This window comes from Neoroseomonas soli (assembly GCF_018129065.1).
In the GTDB taxonomy this organism is placed as follows: Bacteria; Pseudomonadota; Alphaproteobacteria; order Acetobacterales; family Acetobacteraceae; genus Neoroseomonas; species Neoroseomonas soli.
The window spans coordinates 1-15975 of sequence record NZ_JAAEDM010000091.1; the positions used below are offsets into that span (position 1 = coordinate 1).

Below are 15975 nucleotides of genomic sequence, written 5' to 3' on the forward strand. Positions count from 1 at the left end.
CCATCCACCCGCACTCCGGCTTGCGCATGCGCTCGCCACGTGAGTTCATCGCCACGCAGTCTGCCAATCAAGCCGCATGTCCGGTTTGATGGGGGCCACTCCAGTATGGCCCACAAGCTGCGTGCAAGGGCGCAAAGGATGGTAGAGAAGCGTTTAGCCCTTTCGAACGAAGCGGCGCTAAACACGATTGAGGCGTTCAAGCCACCTCGGTAAGGGGGCACGCCTCGTCGGTGGTGTCGGAGGCGGCCACCGCGGTGAACCTGGGTGGGGTTAAGTTGCGATTGGCAACCCCTGCTTTGGAACGCCACGATGACCGAGCAAGCGCCTCCCCTCCGCTAGGTGCTGGCGAAAGGGACCGGTACTTCGTTCCTGCGCGGAGATAGGCTCGCAAGCCCGGATCACGTAGGCGAACGGCCCTGGCACTGCATCTGCGAAGGGCTGCGGAGACGAGGGGACGGCGCCGCGGATCTGGCGGGGAAGCCGTCGTCCGACGTTTCGGCACGGACGCCGAAGTCGGTGCGGCGGAGAGGTCCGTTGTCGGCCGCGGCACCTTTCGCTGGCAGCCGCACAACCTTGATAACGCGGCTGCCGCCTGCCGCGCCTTCGCGCGGATTGGTCGACAGCTCGGCATCCATCCGGAGGGCCACCCCCACCGCGCCGCTGCACGACGGACGCGGGGTGCCTCGGATTGCGTCGGCAGTGATCAGCAGCAACGAAGGGGGCGGGGGCAGGAGAAAATTGAGCGCCAGAACCGACTGCCCGAGCGTTCGGAAAGCTGAATTATCGAAGTGGGATGACGAAAGAATCGCTTTAGGTGCAATAATTTAAGCCTTGAAGGTAGAATCGCCCAACCCTGTTTTTCGCCTCTAGTTACACCCTCGAACCATCAAGGCCCACGCGCAAACCCGGCCAACCTGCGCCTCAGCGCGGTGCCATGACCAGGAGAGACAGGTTGTGAGAGAGAAGATTGGAAGCAGTAGGCGATTCGAACTATCGGCCCCAACCTGCCTCCGGCTGGCGGCCTGATCGCCCCACTCGATCATCGGACCGGCGGCTCGGGGGTGAAGCGAGATTCTCCGTTCTCCGATTCTTTGGTCGGGCGATGGGATTGCTGAATTTGGCCAAGGTGACCGCGGCAAAGATGGCGTGAAAACAAGGTCTTAGACCTTGTTGGAAAAATCAGCCTACCCTCAAGGTTTGGAGAGTCTCCGGCATTTTGGAGAGAAACCTCGCCCTCGTTCCGGTCTTGCACCATCAAGGTTGCCGCCGAAAACCCCAGGAAACCTGCGCCTCAGCGCGGTGCCCGACCAGGAGAGACAGGTTGTGAGAGAGAAGACTGGAGCGGGCGAAGGGATTCGAACCCTCGACCCCGACCTTGGCAAGGTCGTGCTCTACCCCTGAGCTACGCCCGCGCTCCGTGCGGAGGCCGGGCTTCTACCATGACTCGTCGGGATTGCAAGTCACCCTCCTGCAGTTTTCTGCTCCCCCCTCGACACGCCACGCCCCGCGGCGCGATCCTCCTCCGAAACGGCACCTCGCCGGGAGGAACCAAGCCCATGAACCGCCGCTCCGTACTCGGCCTCGCCGCCGGCGCCATTGCCCTGCCCGCGCTGCGCCCCGCCTGGGGCCAGAATTTCGACCATCCGGTCCGCATCATCGTTCCCTTCGCGCCGGGCGGCACATCGGACATCCTGGCGCGGATCCTCGCCCCGGATCTCACGCGCGCCTTCGGCCAGAACGTGGTGGTGGAAAACCGCACCGGCGCCGGCGGCAACATCGGCGCGGACGTGGTCGCGAAATCGCCGCCCGACGGGCACACGCTGCTCCTCATCGACGTCTCGACGCTCGCCACCGCGCCCTCGCTCTACTCGCGCCTGCCCTTCGACCTGAAGCGGGACCTCGCGCCGGTCACGATGCTGATCTACGCGCCCTACATCCTGGCGGTGCACCCCTCGGTGCCGGCGCGCAACGCGCAGGAACTCGTCGCCTATGCCAAGGCGAACCCGCAGCGGGTGAATGTCGGCCATGCGGGCATCGGCGTCGGAAATCACCTGACGGGGCTGCTGGTCACCCAGCATTGGGGGGCGGACCTGACCCAGGTGCCCTATCGGGGCGGTGCGGCGGCACTGACCGCCGTCGCGGCGGGGGAAGCGCAACTCATCATCAATGGCGCCACCGCCACCGCCCCGTTCTGCAGGCAGGGCACGCTGCGCCCCATCGCCGTCACCGGCCCGGCTCGCCTGACGGACTTCCCCGACGTCCCCACCTTCCAAGAACTCGGCTGGCCGGCGGCGGATTCGGGCACCTGGCAGGGCGTCCTCGCCCAGGGCGGCACGGCGGCGCCGATGGTGGGACGCCTCGCCTCCGAGATCCGCACCGCCATGGCCGTGCCTGCGACGGCGGAACGCATCACTGCCCTCGGCGCGGTGAACCGCGCGGAAGGGCCGGACAGCTTCCGCACCTGGCTCGACAACGAGATCGAGGTCTGGTCCAGGGTGGTCCGCGCCAACAACCTCCGCCTGGACTGAATGCCCGAAACGCCCGAAGGCCTGCTCGCCCGCCTCGCAGCCGCCGGCATCGCCGCCGAGACCCGCCGCCACCCGCCCGTCTTCACGGTGGCGGAAAGCCAGGGCCTGCGTGGCGAACTGCCCGGCGGCCACACCAAGAACCTGTTCCTCAAGCCTGCGAAGGGCGACGGCCCCTTCCTGCTCGCGACGCTGGAGGAGGAACGCCAGGTTTCGATCAACGCGCTCGCCCGCCTCGCCGGCGCCGGGAAGGTCAGCATGGCGAGCGCGGCGGAACTGGAAGCCACCCTCGGGGTCCCGCCGGGCTCCGTCACCCCCCTCGGGCTGGTCAACGCCGCCCCCGGATCGGTCCGCTTCGTCATGGACCGGCACCTGGCGGAAGGCTTCGACCGCATCTGGGTCCATCCGCTGACCAATGCGGCCAGCACCGGCCTCGCGCCCACGGACCTGCTGCGCTTTCTGGCCGGCCTCGGCCACCCCTGCACGCTGCTGGACTTCCCCGACCCGGCCTGAAGGCCCTACACGGCTTGCTTCCCGGCCCGGACGGCGCATCTATGCGCCAAGACCTGAGGAATACCTGCCATGGACGTGATCTTCGACCCCGCCCGCCAGGGTGCGACCGCTGGCGGCGCGGCCGCCGGGACCATCAAGGACGGCGACCAGAAGACCTTCATGCAGGACGTCGTCGAGGCGTCCCGCGAGGTCCCCGTCCTGGTCGACTTCTGGGCGACCTGGTGCGGCCCCTGCAAGACGCTGACCCCGGCGCTCGAGAAGGTGGTGACCGCCGCCGGCGGCCGCGTCCGTCTGGTGAAGATCGACATCGACAAGAACCGCCAGCTCGTCGCCCAGCTCACGCAGATGGGCCTGCCGCTGCAGTCCGTGCCGACCGTGGTCGCCTTCTGGCAGGGCCAGATCCTCGACCTGTTCCAGGGCGCGCTGCCGGAATCCGAGGTGAAGCGCTTCATCGAGGGCCTGCTCAAGGCCGCCGGCGGGCAGATGCCGACCGCCGACCTGATGGCGGAGGCCGAGGCCGCCGTCGCCCAGGGCGACCATCATGCGGCACTCGAACTCTTCGGCGCCCTGTCCCAGCAGGAACCGGAGAACGCCAAGGCGCTCGCCGGCGTCGCCCGGACCCTGCTCGCGCTCGGCGAGGAGGAGCAGGCCAAGGCGGTGCTCGACAACGCCCCGGATAAGATCAAGGAAGCCGCCGAGATCACCGCCGCCCGCAGCGCCATCGAGGTCGAGATCGAAGGCCGCCGCGCCAAGGCCATGCTGGCCGAGTTCCAGAACCGCATCGCCGCCGACCCGGACGATCACGCCGCGCGCATCGACCTCGCCGTGGCGCTCTCGGCCAGTGATGACCGCGACGGCGCGGTGGACGCGCTGATCGAGGCGATCCGCCGCGACCGCGCCTGGAACGAGGAAGCCGCCCGCAAGCAGTTGCTGAAGTTCTTCGAGGCCTGGGGCTTCGACGACCCGGCGAGCAAGGCGGGCCGCCGCAAGCTCTCGTCCGTGCTCTTCCGCTGAGGGAGAGACAGGCGCCGATGCCCCCGTTTCATCCGCGCCTGTCCGACCTGCCGCGGGAAATCGCGGTCTTCCCGCTGCCCGGGGCGCTCCTGCTGCCGCAGGGGCGCCTGCCGTTGAACATCTTCGAACCGCGCTACCTCGCCATGACGCTGGACAGCCTGGCGCGGGGGCGGATGTTCGGCATGGTCCAGCCCGATGCCCATGCCCCGAAGGCGGATACCGGGCCGGGGCTCTACCGCGTTTGTTGCCTCGGCCGCCTGTCCTCCTTCAGCGAGACCGATGACGGGCGGCTGCTGATCACCCTGACCGGGCTGATCCGCTTCCGTATCGCGGAGGAACTGCCGCTCTCCCCGGGCGGCTACCGCCGCGTCCACGCCGACTACGCGGACTTCACCGCGGACCTCGACGTGGCGCGGGAACCGCCGCCGCTGGACCGCACCGAACTGCTCTCGGTGCTGCGCCCCTATTTCCGCGCCCGCGGCATCGAGGCGAACTGGGAAGCGGTGGAACAGACGGCGGATGCGATGCTCGTCACCACGCTGTCCATGGTCTGCCCCTTCGACGTGCCGGAGAAGCAGGCGCTGCTGGAAGCGCCGGATGCCACGGAACGGGCGCACATGCTGGTGGCGCTGCTGCGCATGGGCGCGGCGGCGAACGCGCCGGCGCCGGAAGGACGGCCGAGTTGAGGTTTCACTGTCCCGGAGAGGGGCGCCGCCCCTCTCCGGACCTCACCCCGCAAAGGGCCGAAAGGCCCTTTGAACCCACGGCTTCCGAAGGCCTGTCGGCCTTTGGCCGGAGGGGTCTGGGGAGGGCGGAGCCCTCCCCGGCATGACCAGGCCAGGGGTTTGGGGAGGGCGGAGCCCTCCCTAGGATAGCCGGGCCAGGGGTTTGGGGCGGGCAGCGCCCTCCCCGTGCAGCCAAACTTGGGGATTGGGGAGCGCAGAGCCCTCCCCGCCCAGACACTGAAGGACGAGACGAAGATGCCCGAAACCCAGCCCCAGGGCGGCGCCGTGGACCCCCGCCTGCTCGAGATCCTGGTCTGCCCCGTCACCAAGGGCCCGCTCCGCTACGACCGCGAGAAGGGCGAACTCATCAGCGAACGCGCCGGCCTCGCCTACCCGATCCGCGACGGCATCCCGATCATGCTGCCGGACGAGGCGCGCAAGCTGGCGGACTGACCACGTGTCCGCGCCTTCGGAAATCCGCCTCAAGCGCACGGAACAGCTGCTCGAGGTCGCCTGGCCAGACGGCGCCCGCTTCTGCCTGCCGGCCGAATACCTGCGCGTGGAAAGCCCGAGCGCCGAGGTCCAGGGCCACGGCCCCGGCCAGAAGGTGATCGTCGCGGGCCGCCGCCATGTCGGCATCCTGCGCGTCGAAGCCGTGGGCAACTACGCGGTGCGCATCGTGTTCGACGACCTGCACGACACGGGCATCTACTCGTGGGACTACCTGCGGGCGCTCGGACAGGAACAGGAAGCACGCTGGGCGACCTACCTCGCCGAACTCGGGGCGCGCGGGCTGTCGCGGGATCCGGCGCGGCGGCGTTAGGGCAGAGCCCGATCAGGTGGCATCACCTGATCGGGTGAAGATGTTCGCGGAAGCATAACGCCTGGAGCGGTTGCCGTGAGCCGGTGCGAACGGAAGCCGTTGCAGGCGGGGGGAGAAGAGAACTTCTCCCCCCGGGCCCCCCTCAACCTTCTTTGGCACCTGGGAACTGACTGCGGAAGTCAGTTCCCAAGAGGACCAAAGGCTCGAGGAGGCCGGCAGCCTACGCCCGCTCGTCCGGCCAGAGCGTGCGGGACACGATCCCCGCGACAACCGCGCCGGCAATCGGCGCCACCCAGAACAGCCAGAGCTGCTCCAGCGCCCAGCCGCCGACAAAGACCGCCGGCCCCGTGCTGCGCGCCGGGTTCACCGAAGTCTGGGTGACCGGGATGCTGATGAGGTGGATCAGCGTCAGCCCGAGGCCGATGGCAATCGGCGCGAAGCCCTTCGGCGCCTTTCCATGCGTCGCGCCGAGGATGATGACCAGGAAGAAGAAGGTCATCACGAACTCGCAGACCAACCCCGCCTGCATGGAATACTTGCCGAGCGAATGGTCGCCGAAGCCATTGGCGGCAAAGTTGCCGATCTCGAAACCCGGCTTGCCACTGGCGATGACGTAGAGGATCCCCGCCCCCGCGATAGCGCCCAGCACCTGCACGATGATGTAGGGCACCGCCTCGCCCGCGGAGAACCGTCCGCCCGCCACCAGTCCCAGCGTCACCGCCGGATTCAGGTGGCAGCCCGAGATATGCCCAATCGCATAGGCCATCGTCAGCACCGTCAGGCCGAAGGCGAAGGCCACGCCGAGAAGCCCGATCCCGACATCCGGGAACGCCGCCGCCAGGATGGCGGAACCGCAGCCGCCCAAGGTCAGCCATAAGGTCCCGAGGAATTCGGCCGCGAGTTTCGGTGCCATAGGCGCTCACTCCCCTTCTTCCGCCTGCGGAAGGTTAGCGCTTTCATGCGACCGTTCCGCAAGTGCAGCGTGATCCCGCTCCGCACGGCGGCATCACGGAACCCCTAGGCTGCCGGAGCGGATCGCATGCGGCGGGAACCGGCCGTGCGCGTGAAGTTGCCCGCTCAAACAAGGCGAGAGCGGTTTCCACCCAGTCGGAAACCGTTCCCGCGCCACGCCGAGGACGCCGTCATGCCGCAGCCGCCCCGCATCGCCATCGCCTGCCAGGGCGGCGGCAGCCACGCCGCCTTCACCGCCGGCGCGCTGCATGCGCTGCTCGCGCCGGAGCACGAAGGGCGCTTCGACCTGGTTGGCCTTTCGGGCACCTCGGGCGGGGCGGTCTGTGCCGCGCTCGCCTGGGCCGGGCTGCTGGCGGGCGGGCGCGCCGATGCGCGCGCCAGGCTCGAAGCCTTCTGGGCCGACCTCGCCGCGACCGATCCCTATGAAAGGGCGCTCAACGACTGGTCGGTCTTCCTCGCGCGCCTGCCCTTCTCGGCCCAGGTCAGTCCCTATGCCTACTGCCCGATGGCGGAACCGGCGCTGCGGCGACTGCTCGGGAAATGCCTCCGGCTCGCGGAACTGCCCGCCGGCCGCGCCGGCCCGTCGCTGCGCCTCGGCGCGGCGGAGGTGCTCACCGGCGCCGCCGGCATCTTCAAGGGAGAGACGCTGACGGTGGACGAGGTGGTTGCCTCCGCCGCCGTGCCGCCCCTCTTCCGCGCGGTCCGCACCGGGGATGGGCTGTGGTGGGACGGGCTGTTCAGCCAGAACCCGCCGGTCCGCGACCTGCTCGACCTGGCGCCGAAGCCGGAGGAGATCTGGGTCATCCGCCTGAACCCCCGCGCCCGCGCGACCGAACCGAAGACACCGGCCGACATCGAGGACCGGCGCAACGAGATGGCAGGCAACGTGCCGCTCGATCAGGAACTGCACATGATCGGACGCTTCAACGCCCTGCGGCTGCAGGCGCCGGAGATCGCGGCACGCTACGCGGCGATCACGGTGCGGGAGATCGAACTCGACCTCGACCTCGACTACCCGTCCAAGCTCGACCGCGCACCGGAACTCCTGACGCGACTGCGCGAACATGGCGCAAGACGCGCACGGCACTTCTTCGAGGAGACGTCGATCACGGTGCGGCCCGGCGGGTGAGCGCGCCGGGGAGGGCGCTGCCCTCCCCGAAACCCCACCCGCCGAGGGCCGAAAGGCCCTCGGAACCCGTGAATTGGTGCAACAGCGAAGGGGACTGCCTGGCATCGGGGATTGTGGGTCGGAATATTTTCCTGATACACTTCCTATATCGAAGCGGTGCCGCGTCTGCCCTCGCCAGAACCGATGGATCCCTATGGGCTGTTCGACGTGGGTGTGGAAGGCCGGTTCCCTGCCACTTTCGCCCGGCGGAAAACCAGGCGATCCACACCAAACCCGAACAGCACCAATCCCTAAAGTCCTAAAGTGGTAAAAAACTCCTGGTTCCCAAAGGCCTTTCGGCCTTTGGCGGGGAGAGGTCCGGAGAGGGGCGGCGCCCCTCTCCGGCCCCCGTCACGGGATGTTCAGCATCACCCGGTGCGCGGCCCCGGGCGTCCCCTGCGACAACCGCGGCCGCAGCCGCGCGGCCAGCAGATGTACCCCCGGATGCCCCTTCGCCTCCGGCAATTCGACGCTCGCTTCCGCCAGCGCCCCGTCCTCCCCGCAGAACCCGGCGAGCCACGCGTTCAGCGCCCGCGCCGCCGTCGCTGCGCCGTGCCCGCGCTGCAATTCGTGCCGCGCCCGCAGTGCCAGCGCGTGCAGGAAGCGCCCGGTGCCGAGCACCCAGGGCAGCCGCGCCGCGAGCGCCGCGTCCGCGGTCGCGCCGGAACCATGGAAGCGCGGCGGCTTGTGCAGCGTCGGCGCCAGTAGCAGCGCGGCGCGGTCGGCGCCGCGCGGGACCAGCAGGGTCAGGCCGAGCGTCGCCAGCGCGATCTCCTGCCCGTCCGCCGGGTCGCATTCGGTCGGCACGCTGCCGGCGGGCGGCAGGCCGGCTTCCGTGCCGTCCTCGCGCCCCTCGATGCCGGCGGCCCAACCGTCGCGGCGGAAGGCGGCGGCGATGCGCGCGGCGAGCACCCAGCCGCCGCCCGTCCAGCGCGGTGCGCCTTCCCCGCCGCGCGCCAGCACGCGCGGCGCGACGAGCGTAAGGAAGCGCGCTTCCTCGCTGTCGCGCAGGCCGCGCCAGGCGATATGGCGCGGGCCTTCATGGACGCGCGCGATGTCGCGCTTCGCGGGCAGCGCTGGCCAGTCCGGCAGGTCGAGAAGCCCTGGCGCGGCATGCGCCGCCACCGGCACGAAGGCGCCCGCGCCTGCCACCGCCAGGCCGCGCAGCGCCTGCACCTCCTCCGCCTCGGCGCCGAACTCCATGTCGGCGAGCAGCAGGCCGAAAGGCTCGCCATTGCCGAGGCCCTCGTCCCACAGCAGGGCGGCGAGGTCGCTGTCCTCGGGGTCCGCGGCGGCGCGCTGGTCGCGGATCAGTTCGCGCTTCGTCAGCGGCAGCACCTTCACGATGACGGGCGCTGCGTCCTGCTGCTCCGCCAGCCGATGCAGCGAGCGCCAGGCAGCCTCCAGCGCGACGAAGCGCGGATGGTTCAGGATCGCCGCCCGCAGCAACGCGATGGCGGCATCGACCTTCGCCAGCGCCTTCGCTTCCGCGCCGCCGGCGGTGACCAGCGCGGGGCGCGCCGCCTCGGTCGCGGCGAGGACGAGGGCGAGCGGATCCTCCGCACCTTCGATACTGTCGGCCATGGCCTGTCCTCCGCGGCGATGCAGGCCAGCCTAGCGTCGCGCGCAGGGCCTGTCGCGCAGGGCATGCGCGCGGAGGACTGTCGCGCAGGGCATGCGCGCGGAGGGCTGTCGCGCAGCGGCTTGACGTGCCGCCGCCGGCCGCGCCCCATGCGCCCGCCTTGCGTGCTGACCTTTCCCTCCTTCCGCTGCTCGCTGCCGCCGGCTTTGCTGCGGGCGGCGGCATGCGCCTGATGGATCCGCTGCTGCCCCTGCTCGCCACCGATTTCGGCGTGAGCGTCGCGGCGGTGGCGCCCGTGGTGGCCGGCTTCACCCTGGCCTATGGCGCGGGGCAGCTCGTCACCGGGCCGCTCGGCGACCGCTACGGGAAGATCCCGGTCGCGACCATCGCGCTGCTGCTCTACGGGCTCGGGCTCGCGGTCTCGGCGCTGGCCTGGGACCTTTCCTCCATGATCGTGCTGCGCACCGGGACGGGGCTGGTGGCAGGGGCGGTCATCCCGCTCGCCATCGCCTGGATCGGCGATGCGGTGCCCTATGCGGAGCGCCAGGCGACGATCGGGCGCTTCCTCACCGGCATGGTGATGGCGCAGCTGCTGGTCGGGCCACTCTCGGGCATCACGGCGGAACTGGCGGGCTGGCGGTCCTCCTTCCTGCTGCTGGCGGTCCTGGCGCTCGGGGTGGGCGGGCTGATGGCGTGGCGGCTCGGCCCGGCGCTGCGGGCGGAGGCGACGGGCGAGGCGCGCAGCCCCGGGCTCGGCCTCGGCAACTACGGGCAGATCCTGCGCGCACCGGCGGGGCGCCGGCTGATGGTGGCGGCGGCACTGGACGGCGCGGCGCTGTTCGGCGGCGCCTTCCCCTTCATCGGCGCCTACCTGATCGAGCGCTTCGGCCTTTCGCCCGGCGAGGCCGGCCTGGTGGTGGCAGGCTTCGGCTTCGGCGCCTTCGTCTACACGCGGCTGGCGCGGCGTCTGGTGGCGCGGCTGGGGGAGAAGGGACTGGTCGGCTGCGGCGGCGCACTGCTGGCGGTGATGCTCGGCGGCATGGCGCTGGCGCCCGCCTGGTGGGTGGTGGCGCTGCTGCAGGTGCCGACCGGCTTGGCCTTCTACATGTTCCACGGCGTGCTGCAGGCCCGCGCGACGGAAGCGTTGCCGGAAGCGCGCGCCACCGCGGTGTCCGCCTTCGCCATGGCGCTCTTCCTCGGGCAGAGCCTGGGGGCGCTCGCCTTCGGCGCGGTGCTGCACGCGGCGGGCTACCCGGCGGTCTTCGCCGGCGCGGCGGTGGTGACGGCGGGATTGGCGGCCTGGGTTGCGCGGGTGCCGGCGCGGTAGCGGCGTTCCCGATCGGGCTGGAACGCGCGATCGCCCGACGATGGCCGCCTCGGCCGCCGCGCTTCCTGTCGTCGGTGCCGCGCGCGCATGACGAGGCCCGGACGCCGACCGAACGCATCAACGCACGAGCACAGGCACCCGCCTCTGCGCGGCAAGCCGCGGTGCGCCGTCATGGTCGAAGGTGATCGCGGCCTCGCGCGCCAGCACGACCAGCCGCTCCTCCACCGATCCCAGGCCTTCCTCGATCCCTCGCGCGGTCAGGGCGCGGAGCGGCCGCGTCGCGACCCGCACCTCGCCGAGGCCAACGGCGCGGGCACGTTCCACCGCCTCCTCGACCGAAACCCCCGGTCCCGGTGGCCGCAGCAGCAGCAACCCCTCCCCCGCCGCCGCCGCGAGGCGCAGGGCGAGGTCGAGTTGCGCCGTCCCGCCCTCCCCCGCCACCGAGGCCACCGGCCCGCGCTGCCGCCGCGCCCTGGGCGGCAGCAGCAGCACCGGCGCCTCCGAATGCAGCGCCGCGTGCCAGGCACGCGGGAAGGCGCCGACGCTGCGCCCGGCCGCACTGCTCGGCGCGACCAGCGCCAGCATGTCCGCCTCGCCGCAGCGGCCTGAGAGGCAGGCCGCAGGGTCCCCGCGCACCACCTCGAAACCGGAAGGGATGCCGAGCCGCGCGCAGTTCTCCTCCAGCATCCGGCGCAGGCGCGCCGCCGTCTGCCCGAAATCGGTCGTCAGGCGGGACGCCTCCATCGCCGTCCAGGCATGCGTCGGCAGCCGCAATTCCCGCGCGAAGGGCAGCGCGGCGAGGGCGAGCAGCGCCTCGTCCTCCACGAAGACGCCGAGCAGGTCGAGTTCCAGCAGCCGCGCGATCTGCGCCGCGGCCTCGATGCCCTCCTGTTCCGCCGCGGCGTGGCCGAGGTCGAGCAGCAGGCGGCGCAGGCGTGGGGTCGCGTTCATTCCTCTTCGGCCTCCGCGGCCTTGTGCGCGGCCTCGCGCCGCTGCTCGGCGAAGCGCGCAAGTGCCGCCTCGACGCGCGCATTGACGCTGCCGTAGGGGAACTTGCCGTCGGCGCCGCGCGCGCCGGCCTCCCGCCCCGTCAGCAATTCGGCCGCCTGGTCGATGTGACGCACGGCATGGATGGCGAAGCGGCCATCCGCGCAGGCCTGCACCACATCGGCGCGCAGCATCAGGTGCTGCACGTTGGATTCCGGGATGATCACGCCCTGCGTGCCGGTCAGGCCGCGCGCGGCGCAGATCTCGAAGAAGCCCTCGATCTTCTCGTTCGCCCCGCCGATCGGCTGGATGTCCCCAAGCTGGTTGATCGAGCCGGTGATGGCGAGGTCCTGCCGCAACGGCAGGCCGGAGATGGCCGAGAGCAGCGTCAGCAGTTCGGCCGCCGAGGCGCTGTCGCCTTCCACCTCGCCATAGGATTGCTCGAAGACCAGGCTCGCCTGCAGCGACAGCGCGCCGCGCGGTGCGTAGCGCCCGGCGAGGAACCCCGAGAGGATCATCACCCCCTTGGAGTGGATCGGCCCGCCGAGTTCGACCTCCCGCTCGATGTCGAGGATGCGCCCGCCGCCGGCCCGCACCCGCGCGGTGATGCGCGTCGGCCGCCCGAAGGACAGGGCGCCGAGGCCGAGCACGGTGAGCCCGTTGACCTGGCCGACGCGCTCGCCCGTGGTGTCGATCAGCTCCACGCCGCGCAGGATGGCGTCGCGCGTGAGGATCTGCGGGCGCTCCAGCCGGCGGCGCTGCTCATCGATGGCGCGGTCGACATCCTCGCGCGCCGTCACCGCCCGTTCCGCGGCGCCGGCCCAGTGTCCGGCCTCGATCACCAGGTCGCGAAGATGTTCGACCAGCAGGGTCAGCCGCCCTGAATCGCCAGCGAGCCGCGCCGCGTGCTCGACCATGCGCGCGACGGCGCCGCGGTCCAGCGGCCGCGCCTTCTCCCGCTGCGCCTGGGTGGCGATGATGCGCGCGACCAGCGCTTCGCTTTCCGCCGTGCGGTCCGTCTCGTCGTCGAAATCGGCCACCACCTTGAAGTGGCGCTCGAATCCCGGATCGTAGGCGGCGAGCAGGTAGTAGAGGGACCGGTCCCCCACCAGCACCACCTTCGCGTCGAGCGGAATGGGATCGGGTTCGAGCGAGACGGTGGTGGTCATGCCGACGAAGTGGGCGACGTCCTCGATGATGATCTGGCCCCGGGTGAGGGCTCGCTTCAGCGCCTCCCAGGAAAGGGAATCGGTCAGCAGGGCGTGCGCGTCGATGACGATGGTCCCGCCGTTCGCGCGGTGCAGGGAACCCGCACGGATCATGCGGAAATTCGTCACAAGCGCGCCCTGCACCGGCAGGTGCTCGACGCGGCCGAGCAGGTTGGCGAGGGTGGGGTGCAGTTCCTCCACCACCGGCGCGCCCTCGGTATCGCCGTCGCGGGAGACGAGCACGTTCACCGCGTAGCGGTCGAGCTGCGCGCCGGCACGCAGGCTGGGCGGCAGCGCCTCCGCATTCTGGCCCGGCTGTTCGAGGAAGAGCTGGGCATTCTCGACCAGGTCGGCGCGCACCGCCTCGACATACGCGACGACCTCAGGCAGGTCGGAGAAGGGCTTCAGCACGTCCTCCACCGCCGCGTCGATGACGAACTTCGCCGTTTCCCGGTCCAGTGCGCGGATCGCCTCGCGCCGCTGCTTCTCGATATGCGGGATGGCGCGCAGGGTCTGCTCGAGTTCCTTCTCGATGCGCTCGATATGCCCGCGCACCTCCTTCTGGCGATCCTCGGGCCAGGAGGAGAATTCCTCCGGCGGCACCACCTTGCCGTCCTTGGACGGGGCGACCGCGAAGCCCATCGGCGTGCGCAGGATGGCGACGCCCTCGGCGGTCGCCTTCTCCGCCAGGGTGCCGAAGCTTGCCTCGGCCTGGCCGTGCAGGGAGGATTCGATGGCGCTGCGTCGGCGCTGGTAGTCCTCGCCCTCGAACATCGCGGGCAGGGCGGCGCGCAGTTCCTCGATCATCTCTGTCATCGCGGCTTCCAGCGCGGGCCCGCGCCCGGCCCGCAGGGAGAGCGCGCGGGGCCGGTGCGGCGCGGCGAAGTTGTTGACGTAGATCCAGTCCGGCGACGGCGGCCGGCGCCGTGTCGTCTCGGCCAGCAGGGCGCGCATCGAAACGCCGATGCGCGCCGCGTCCTGGCCGATGGCGAAGATGTTGAAGCCGCGCGCATCGATGCTGGTGCCGAGGCCAATCGCATCCCGCACCCGCGGCTGGCCGGGCAGGCCGGGCAGCGGCGGCAGGTCGGCGGTGGTCTCGAAGGCGAGGCCGGAGAGGTCGGCGCGGCGATAGAGCTTCTCGACCGGCAGCGGGCCGGGTCGCGGGCTCGGCGCTTCCGGCACGGCGGCGATGGCCGAAGGCAGGGGCGCCTTGGCCATCTGCGGATGGTCGCGTCGCCCGCGGCCGCCGGCGCGCGTCCCGCTGCCCGGGCGGCCCGTCATGCGAAGCGCCTCAGCGCCATGGCGGCGCGCACGCGTCGTTCGGCCAGCGTCAGCGCGGCGGCGCGCGGCGTGATGCCGGCGCGGGCGGATTCCTCCAGCACGGCGGCGGTGTTGTCGCGGACCCGCGTGGTGATGGTGCGAATGGCGTCCTCCTCGTTGCCGCCATGATACTCCACCGCGCCGCAGATCACCCCTCCCGCGTTGGCGATGAAGTCGGGCAGCACCAGCACGCCGCGCGCGTGCAGCGCGGCCTCGGCATCCGGGGTGCAGGGGATGTTGGCGCCCTCCGCGAGGATGCGGGCCTGCAGCCGGTGCACGTTCGTGGCGTCGATCACGTCCGGGCGCGCGGCCGGGATCCAGATGTCGCAGGGCATGTCGATGATGGCGTCCCGCCCGGCCTTGGTGCCCTTGTCGTGGTCGGCAAGCGGCAGGCCCTCGGCCTTGAGCGCGACCAGCGCCGCGACATCGAGGCCCGCCGGGTCGATGACCGTGCCCCGGGTGTCGCTCGCCGCGACCAGTACCGCGCCCTGCGCCGCGAGCATCCGCGCCGCGTGCCGCCCGACCGCGCCGAAGCCCTGCACCGCGACCCGCGCGCCCTTGAGAGGCAGGCCGATGCGTGCCGCCGCGATGCCCACCGCGGCGCCGAGGCCGATGCCGGTGGCGCCGATCTCGTCCAGCGGGATGCCGCCGATGGCGCGCGGCAGGCCGGCGGCGCGGCCGGTCTCCTCGCGGACCCAGGCCATGGAGGTCTCGTCGGTGCCCATGTCGGGGCCGGGGATATAGGCGGTCACCTCGCGGATCGCCTGGGCGAAGGCGCGCACCAGGGCTTCCTTCCGCACAGCCTGACCATGCGGGTCGGCGATGATGACCGCCTTGCCGCCGCCATGCGCCAGGCCCGCGGCGGCGTTCTTCATCGTCATCGCGCGCGCGAGGCGGAAGGCCTCCCTCGCATCGGCGTCGGGCACCATGCGGATGCCGCCTATCGCCGGGCCGCAGGCGGTGTTGTCCACCACCAGCACCGCGCGCAGGCCGATGCCTGGGCGGTGGATGTGGATCACCTGCTCGGGGCCGAGGTCATCGGCGAAGGCGAAGGGATCTGTCATCGCGTGCCCCTTGTGCGGGTCGGTGCCCTTATGTGGGTCGGGCGAGGTCCTCGATCACGGTGGCGAGGAACCGCGCGGCTTCCGCGCCCGTCACGGCGCGATGGTCGAAGGTGAGGGAAAGCGGCAGGAGCCGCCGCACCGCGAGCGCGCCGCCATGCACCGCCGGCTGCGCAGAAATGCGCCCGGCGCCGAGGATGGCGACCTGCGGCGGCACCAGCGCGAGCGCGGCATAACGCCCGCCGAGCATGCCGAAATTGGACAGCGTGATCGTCGCACCGCGCAGCGCCTCCGGCGCGACGCTGCGGTCGCGCACGGCGGATTTGAGCGCGGTGAAGTCGGCGCGCAGCGCCTCGGCCGGGCGCGCGGCGTCGCGCAGCACGGGGACGAAGAGGCCGTCTTCCGTATCCACCGCAATGCCGATGTCCACCTGCGCATGCAGGCGGCGTGAGGTGCCGCCCCCTTCCAGCCAGGCGTTCACGGCCGGCGAGGCGCGGCATCCGGCGACGATCGCGCGCAGCAGACGCAGGGTGACGTCGGCCTCTCCGGCCCAGTCGCCGATGTCGGCATCGTCGCAGACGGTGGTGGGGGCCACCTCGTCGCGGAAGCGCGCCATGCTGCGGGCCATGGCGAGGCGCACGCCGCGCAGCGGCTCCGCGCCCGGCGCGGTGGCGGCGCGTTCCACATCGGCCAGAGTGACGACCCCGCCCGGCCCGCTGCCGCGGATGGCGGCAAGGTCGAGGCCCAGCG

At 71.3% G+C, this 15975-nt stretch carries 14 protein-coding genes and 1 tRNA gene; 8 read left to right on the forward strand and 7 right to left on the reverse strand.

What is annotated here, in order from left to right:
• Positions 1–1337 precede the first annotated feature (1337 nt).
• A tRNA-Gly gene (locus GXW76_RS21760) sits at positions 1338–1412 on the reverse strand.
• 144 nt (positions 1413–1556) lie between these two features.
• On the opposite strand from GXW76_RS21760, the gene GXW76_RS21765 reads away from it, so the two are divergent.
• The 6 genes from GXW76_RS21765 (at position 1557) to GXW76_RS21790 (ending at position 5600) form a co-directional block, all read left to right on the forward strand.
• Positions 1557–2528, forward strand: coding sequence for a Bug family tripartite tricarboxylate transporter substrate binding protein (locus GXW76_RS21765; RefSeq protein WP_211864212.1), 972 nt, complete (start codon positions 1557–1559; stop codon positions 2526–2528).
• Positions 2529–3038 carry a prolyl-tRNA synthetase associated domain-containing protein gene (locus GXW76_RS21770; RefSeq protein WP_211864213.1) on the forward strand — a complete coding sequence of 170 codons (510 nt, stop codon included), beginning with the start codon at positions 2529–2531 and terminating at the stop codon, positions 3036–3038.
• A 69-nt stretch (positions 3039–3107) separates the two neighbouring features.
• Positions 3108–4052, forward strand: a complete 945-nt coding sequence (locus GXW76_RS21775) for a tetratricopeptide repeat protein (protein WP_211864214.1) — start codon at positions 3108–3110, stop codon at positions 4050–4052.
• A 17-nt stretch (positions 4053–4069) separates the two neighbouring features.
• Positions 4070–4738, forward strand: coding sequence for an LON peptidase substrate-binding domain-containing protein (locus tag GXW76_RS21780; protein WP_211864215.1), 669 nt, complete (start codon positions 4070–4072; stop codon positions 4736–4738).
• Between the two features lie 294 nt (positions 4739–5032).
• Positions 5033–5230 carry a Trm112 family protein gene (locus tag GXW76_RS21785; RefSeq protein WP_211864216.1) on the forward strand — a complete coding sequence of 66 codons (198 nt, stop codon included), beginning with the start codon at positions 5033–5035 and terminating at the stop codon, positions 5228–5230.
• A gap of 4 nt (positions 5231–5234) precedes the next feature.
• Positions 5235–5600: a gamma-butyrobetaine hydroxylase-like domain-containing protein gene (locus GXW76_RS21790; protein ID WP_211864217.1), complete on the forward strand. Its 366-nt coding sequence runs from the start codon at positions 5235–5237 to the stop codon at positions 5598–5600.
• A 220-nt stretch (positions 5601–5820) separates the two neighbouring features.
• Here the strand turns inward: GXW76_RS21790 and aqpZ are convergent, their stop codons facing one another.
• Positions 5821–6513 (reverse strand): aquaporin Z, encoded by a 693-nt coding sequence (gene aqpZ, locus GXW76_RS21795; RefSeq protein WP_211864218.1) that lies wholly within the window; start codon positions 6511–6513, stop codon positions 5821–5823.
• Positions 6514–6744: 231 nt separating this feature from the next.
• On the opposite strand from aqpZ, the gene GXW76_RS21800 reads away from it, so the two are divergent.
• Positions 6745–7701, forward strand: coding sequence for a patatin-like phospholipase family protein (locus GXW76_RS21800; protein ID WP_211864219.1), 957 nt, complete (start codon positions 6745–6747; stop codon positions 7699–7701).
• A gap of 390 nt (positions 7702–8091) precedes the next feature.
• Here GXW76_RS21800 and GXW76_RS21805 read toward each other — a convergent pair whose 3' ends face one another.
• Positions 8092–9324 carry a type VI secretion system contractile sheath domain-containing protein gene (locus tag GXW76_RS21805; protein ID WP_211864220.1) on the reverse strand — a complete coding sequence of 411 codons (1233 nt, stop codon included), beginning with the start codon at positions 9322–9324 and terminating at the stop codon, positions 8092–8094.
• A 158-nt stretch (positions 9325–9482) separates the two neighbouring features.
• Here GXW76_RS21805 and GXW76_RS21810 point away from each other — a divergent pair, with 158 nt between their 5' ends.
• Positions 9483–10649: an MFS transporter gene (locus GXW76_RS21810; RefSeq protein WP_211864221.1), complete on the forward strand. Its 1167-nt coding sequence runs from the start codon at positions 9483–9485 to the stop codon at positions 10647–10649.
• 117 nt (positions 10650–10766) lie between these two features.
• On the opposite strand, the gene GXW76_RS21815 is transcribed toward GXW76_RS21810, so the two are convergent.
• The 4 genes from GXW76_RS21815 to GXW76_RS21830 form a co-directional block, all read right to left on the reverse strand.
• Positions 10767–11600 (reverse strand): hypothetical protein, encoded by an 834-nt coding sequence (locus GXW76_RS21815; RefSeq protein ID WP_211864222.1) that lies wholly within the window; start codon positions 11598–11600, stop codon positions 10767–10769.
• Positions 11597–14125: a Lon protease family protein gene (locus GXW76_RS21820; RefSeq protein ID WP_246514599.1), complete on the reverse strand. Its 2529-nt coding sequence runs from the start codon at positions 14123–14125 to the stop codon at positions 11597–11599. The genes GXW76_RS21815 and GXW76_RS21820 overlap by 4 nt, the downstream gene beginning before the upstream one ends.
• Positions 14122–15228, reverse strand: a complete 1107-nt coding sequence (locus GXW76_RS21825) for a Glu/Leu/Phe/Val family dehydrogenase (RefSeq protein WP_211864223.1) — start codon at positions 15226–15228, stop codon at positions 14122–14124. Before GXW76_RS21825 ends, GXW76_RS21820 begins: the two co-directional genes overlap by 4 nt.
• A 28-nt stretch (positions 15229–15256) precedes the next feature.
• A partial coding sequence (locus GXW76_RS21830) for a 2-oxo acid dehydrogenase subunit E2 (protein ID WP_211864224.1) occupies positions 15257–15975 on the reverse strand: 719 nt, incomplete at its 5' end.

What these genes read in the sequence shown, in the direction of transcription:
- GXW76_RS21825 (WP_211864223.1), bottom strand. Translation starts at nt 15,228, where the DNA reads ATGACAGATCCCTTCGCCTTCGCCGATGACCTCGGCCCCGAGCAGGTG.
- GXW76_RS21765 (WP_211864212.1), top strand. Translation starts at nt 1,557, where the DNA reads ATGAACCGCCGCTCCGTACTCGGCCTCGCCGCCGGCGCCATTGCCCTG.
- GXW76_RS21815 (WP_211864222.1), bottom strand. Translation starts at nt 11,600, where the DNA reads ATGAACGCGACCCCACGCCTGCGCCGCCTGCTGCTCGACCTCGGCCAC.
- GXW76_RS21785 (WP_211864216.1), top strand. Translation starts at nt 5,033, where the DNA reads ATGCCCGAAACCCAGCCCCAGGGCGGCGCCGTGGACCCCCGCCTGCTC.
- GXW76_RS21775 (WP_211864214.1), top strand. Translation starts at nt 3,108, where the DNA reads ATGGACGTGATCTTCGACCCCGCCCGCCAGGGTGCGACCGCTGGCGGC.
- GXW76_RS21800 (WP_211864219.1), top strand. Translation starts at nt 6,745, where the DNA reads ATGCCGCAGCCGCCCCGCATCGCCATCGCCTGCCAGGGCGGCGGCAGC.
- GXW76_RS21780 (WP_211864215.1), top strand. Translation starts at nt 4,070, where the DNA reads ATGCCCCCGTTTCATCCGCGCCTGTCCGACCTGCCGCGGGAAATCGCG.
- GXW76_RS21805 (WP_211864220.1), bottom strand. Translation starts at nt 9,324, where the DNA reads ATGGCCGACAGTATCGAAGGTGCGGAGGATCCGCTCGCCCTCGTCCTC.
- aqpZ (WP_211864218.1), bottom strand. Translation starts at nt 6,513, where the DNA reads ATGGCACCGAAACTCGCGGCCGAATTCCTCGGGACCTTATGGCTGACC.
- GXW76_RS21820 (WP_246514599.1), bottom strand. Translation starts at nt 14,125, where the DNA reads ATGACGGGCCGCCCGGGCAGCGGGACGCGCGCCGGCGGCCGCGGGCGA.
- GXW76_RS21770 (WP_211864213.1), top strand. Translation starts at nt 2,529, where the DNA reads ATGCCCGAAACGCCCGAAGGCCTGCTCGCCCGCCTCGCAGCCGCCGGC.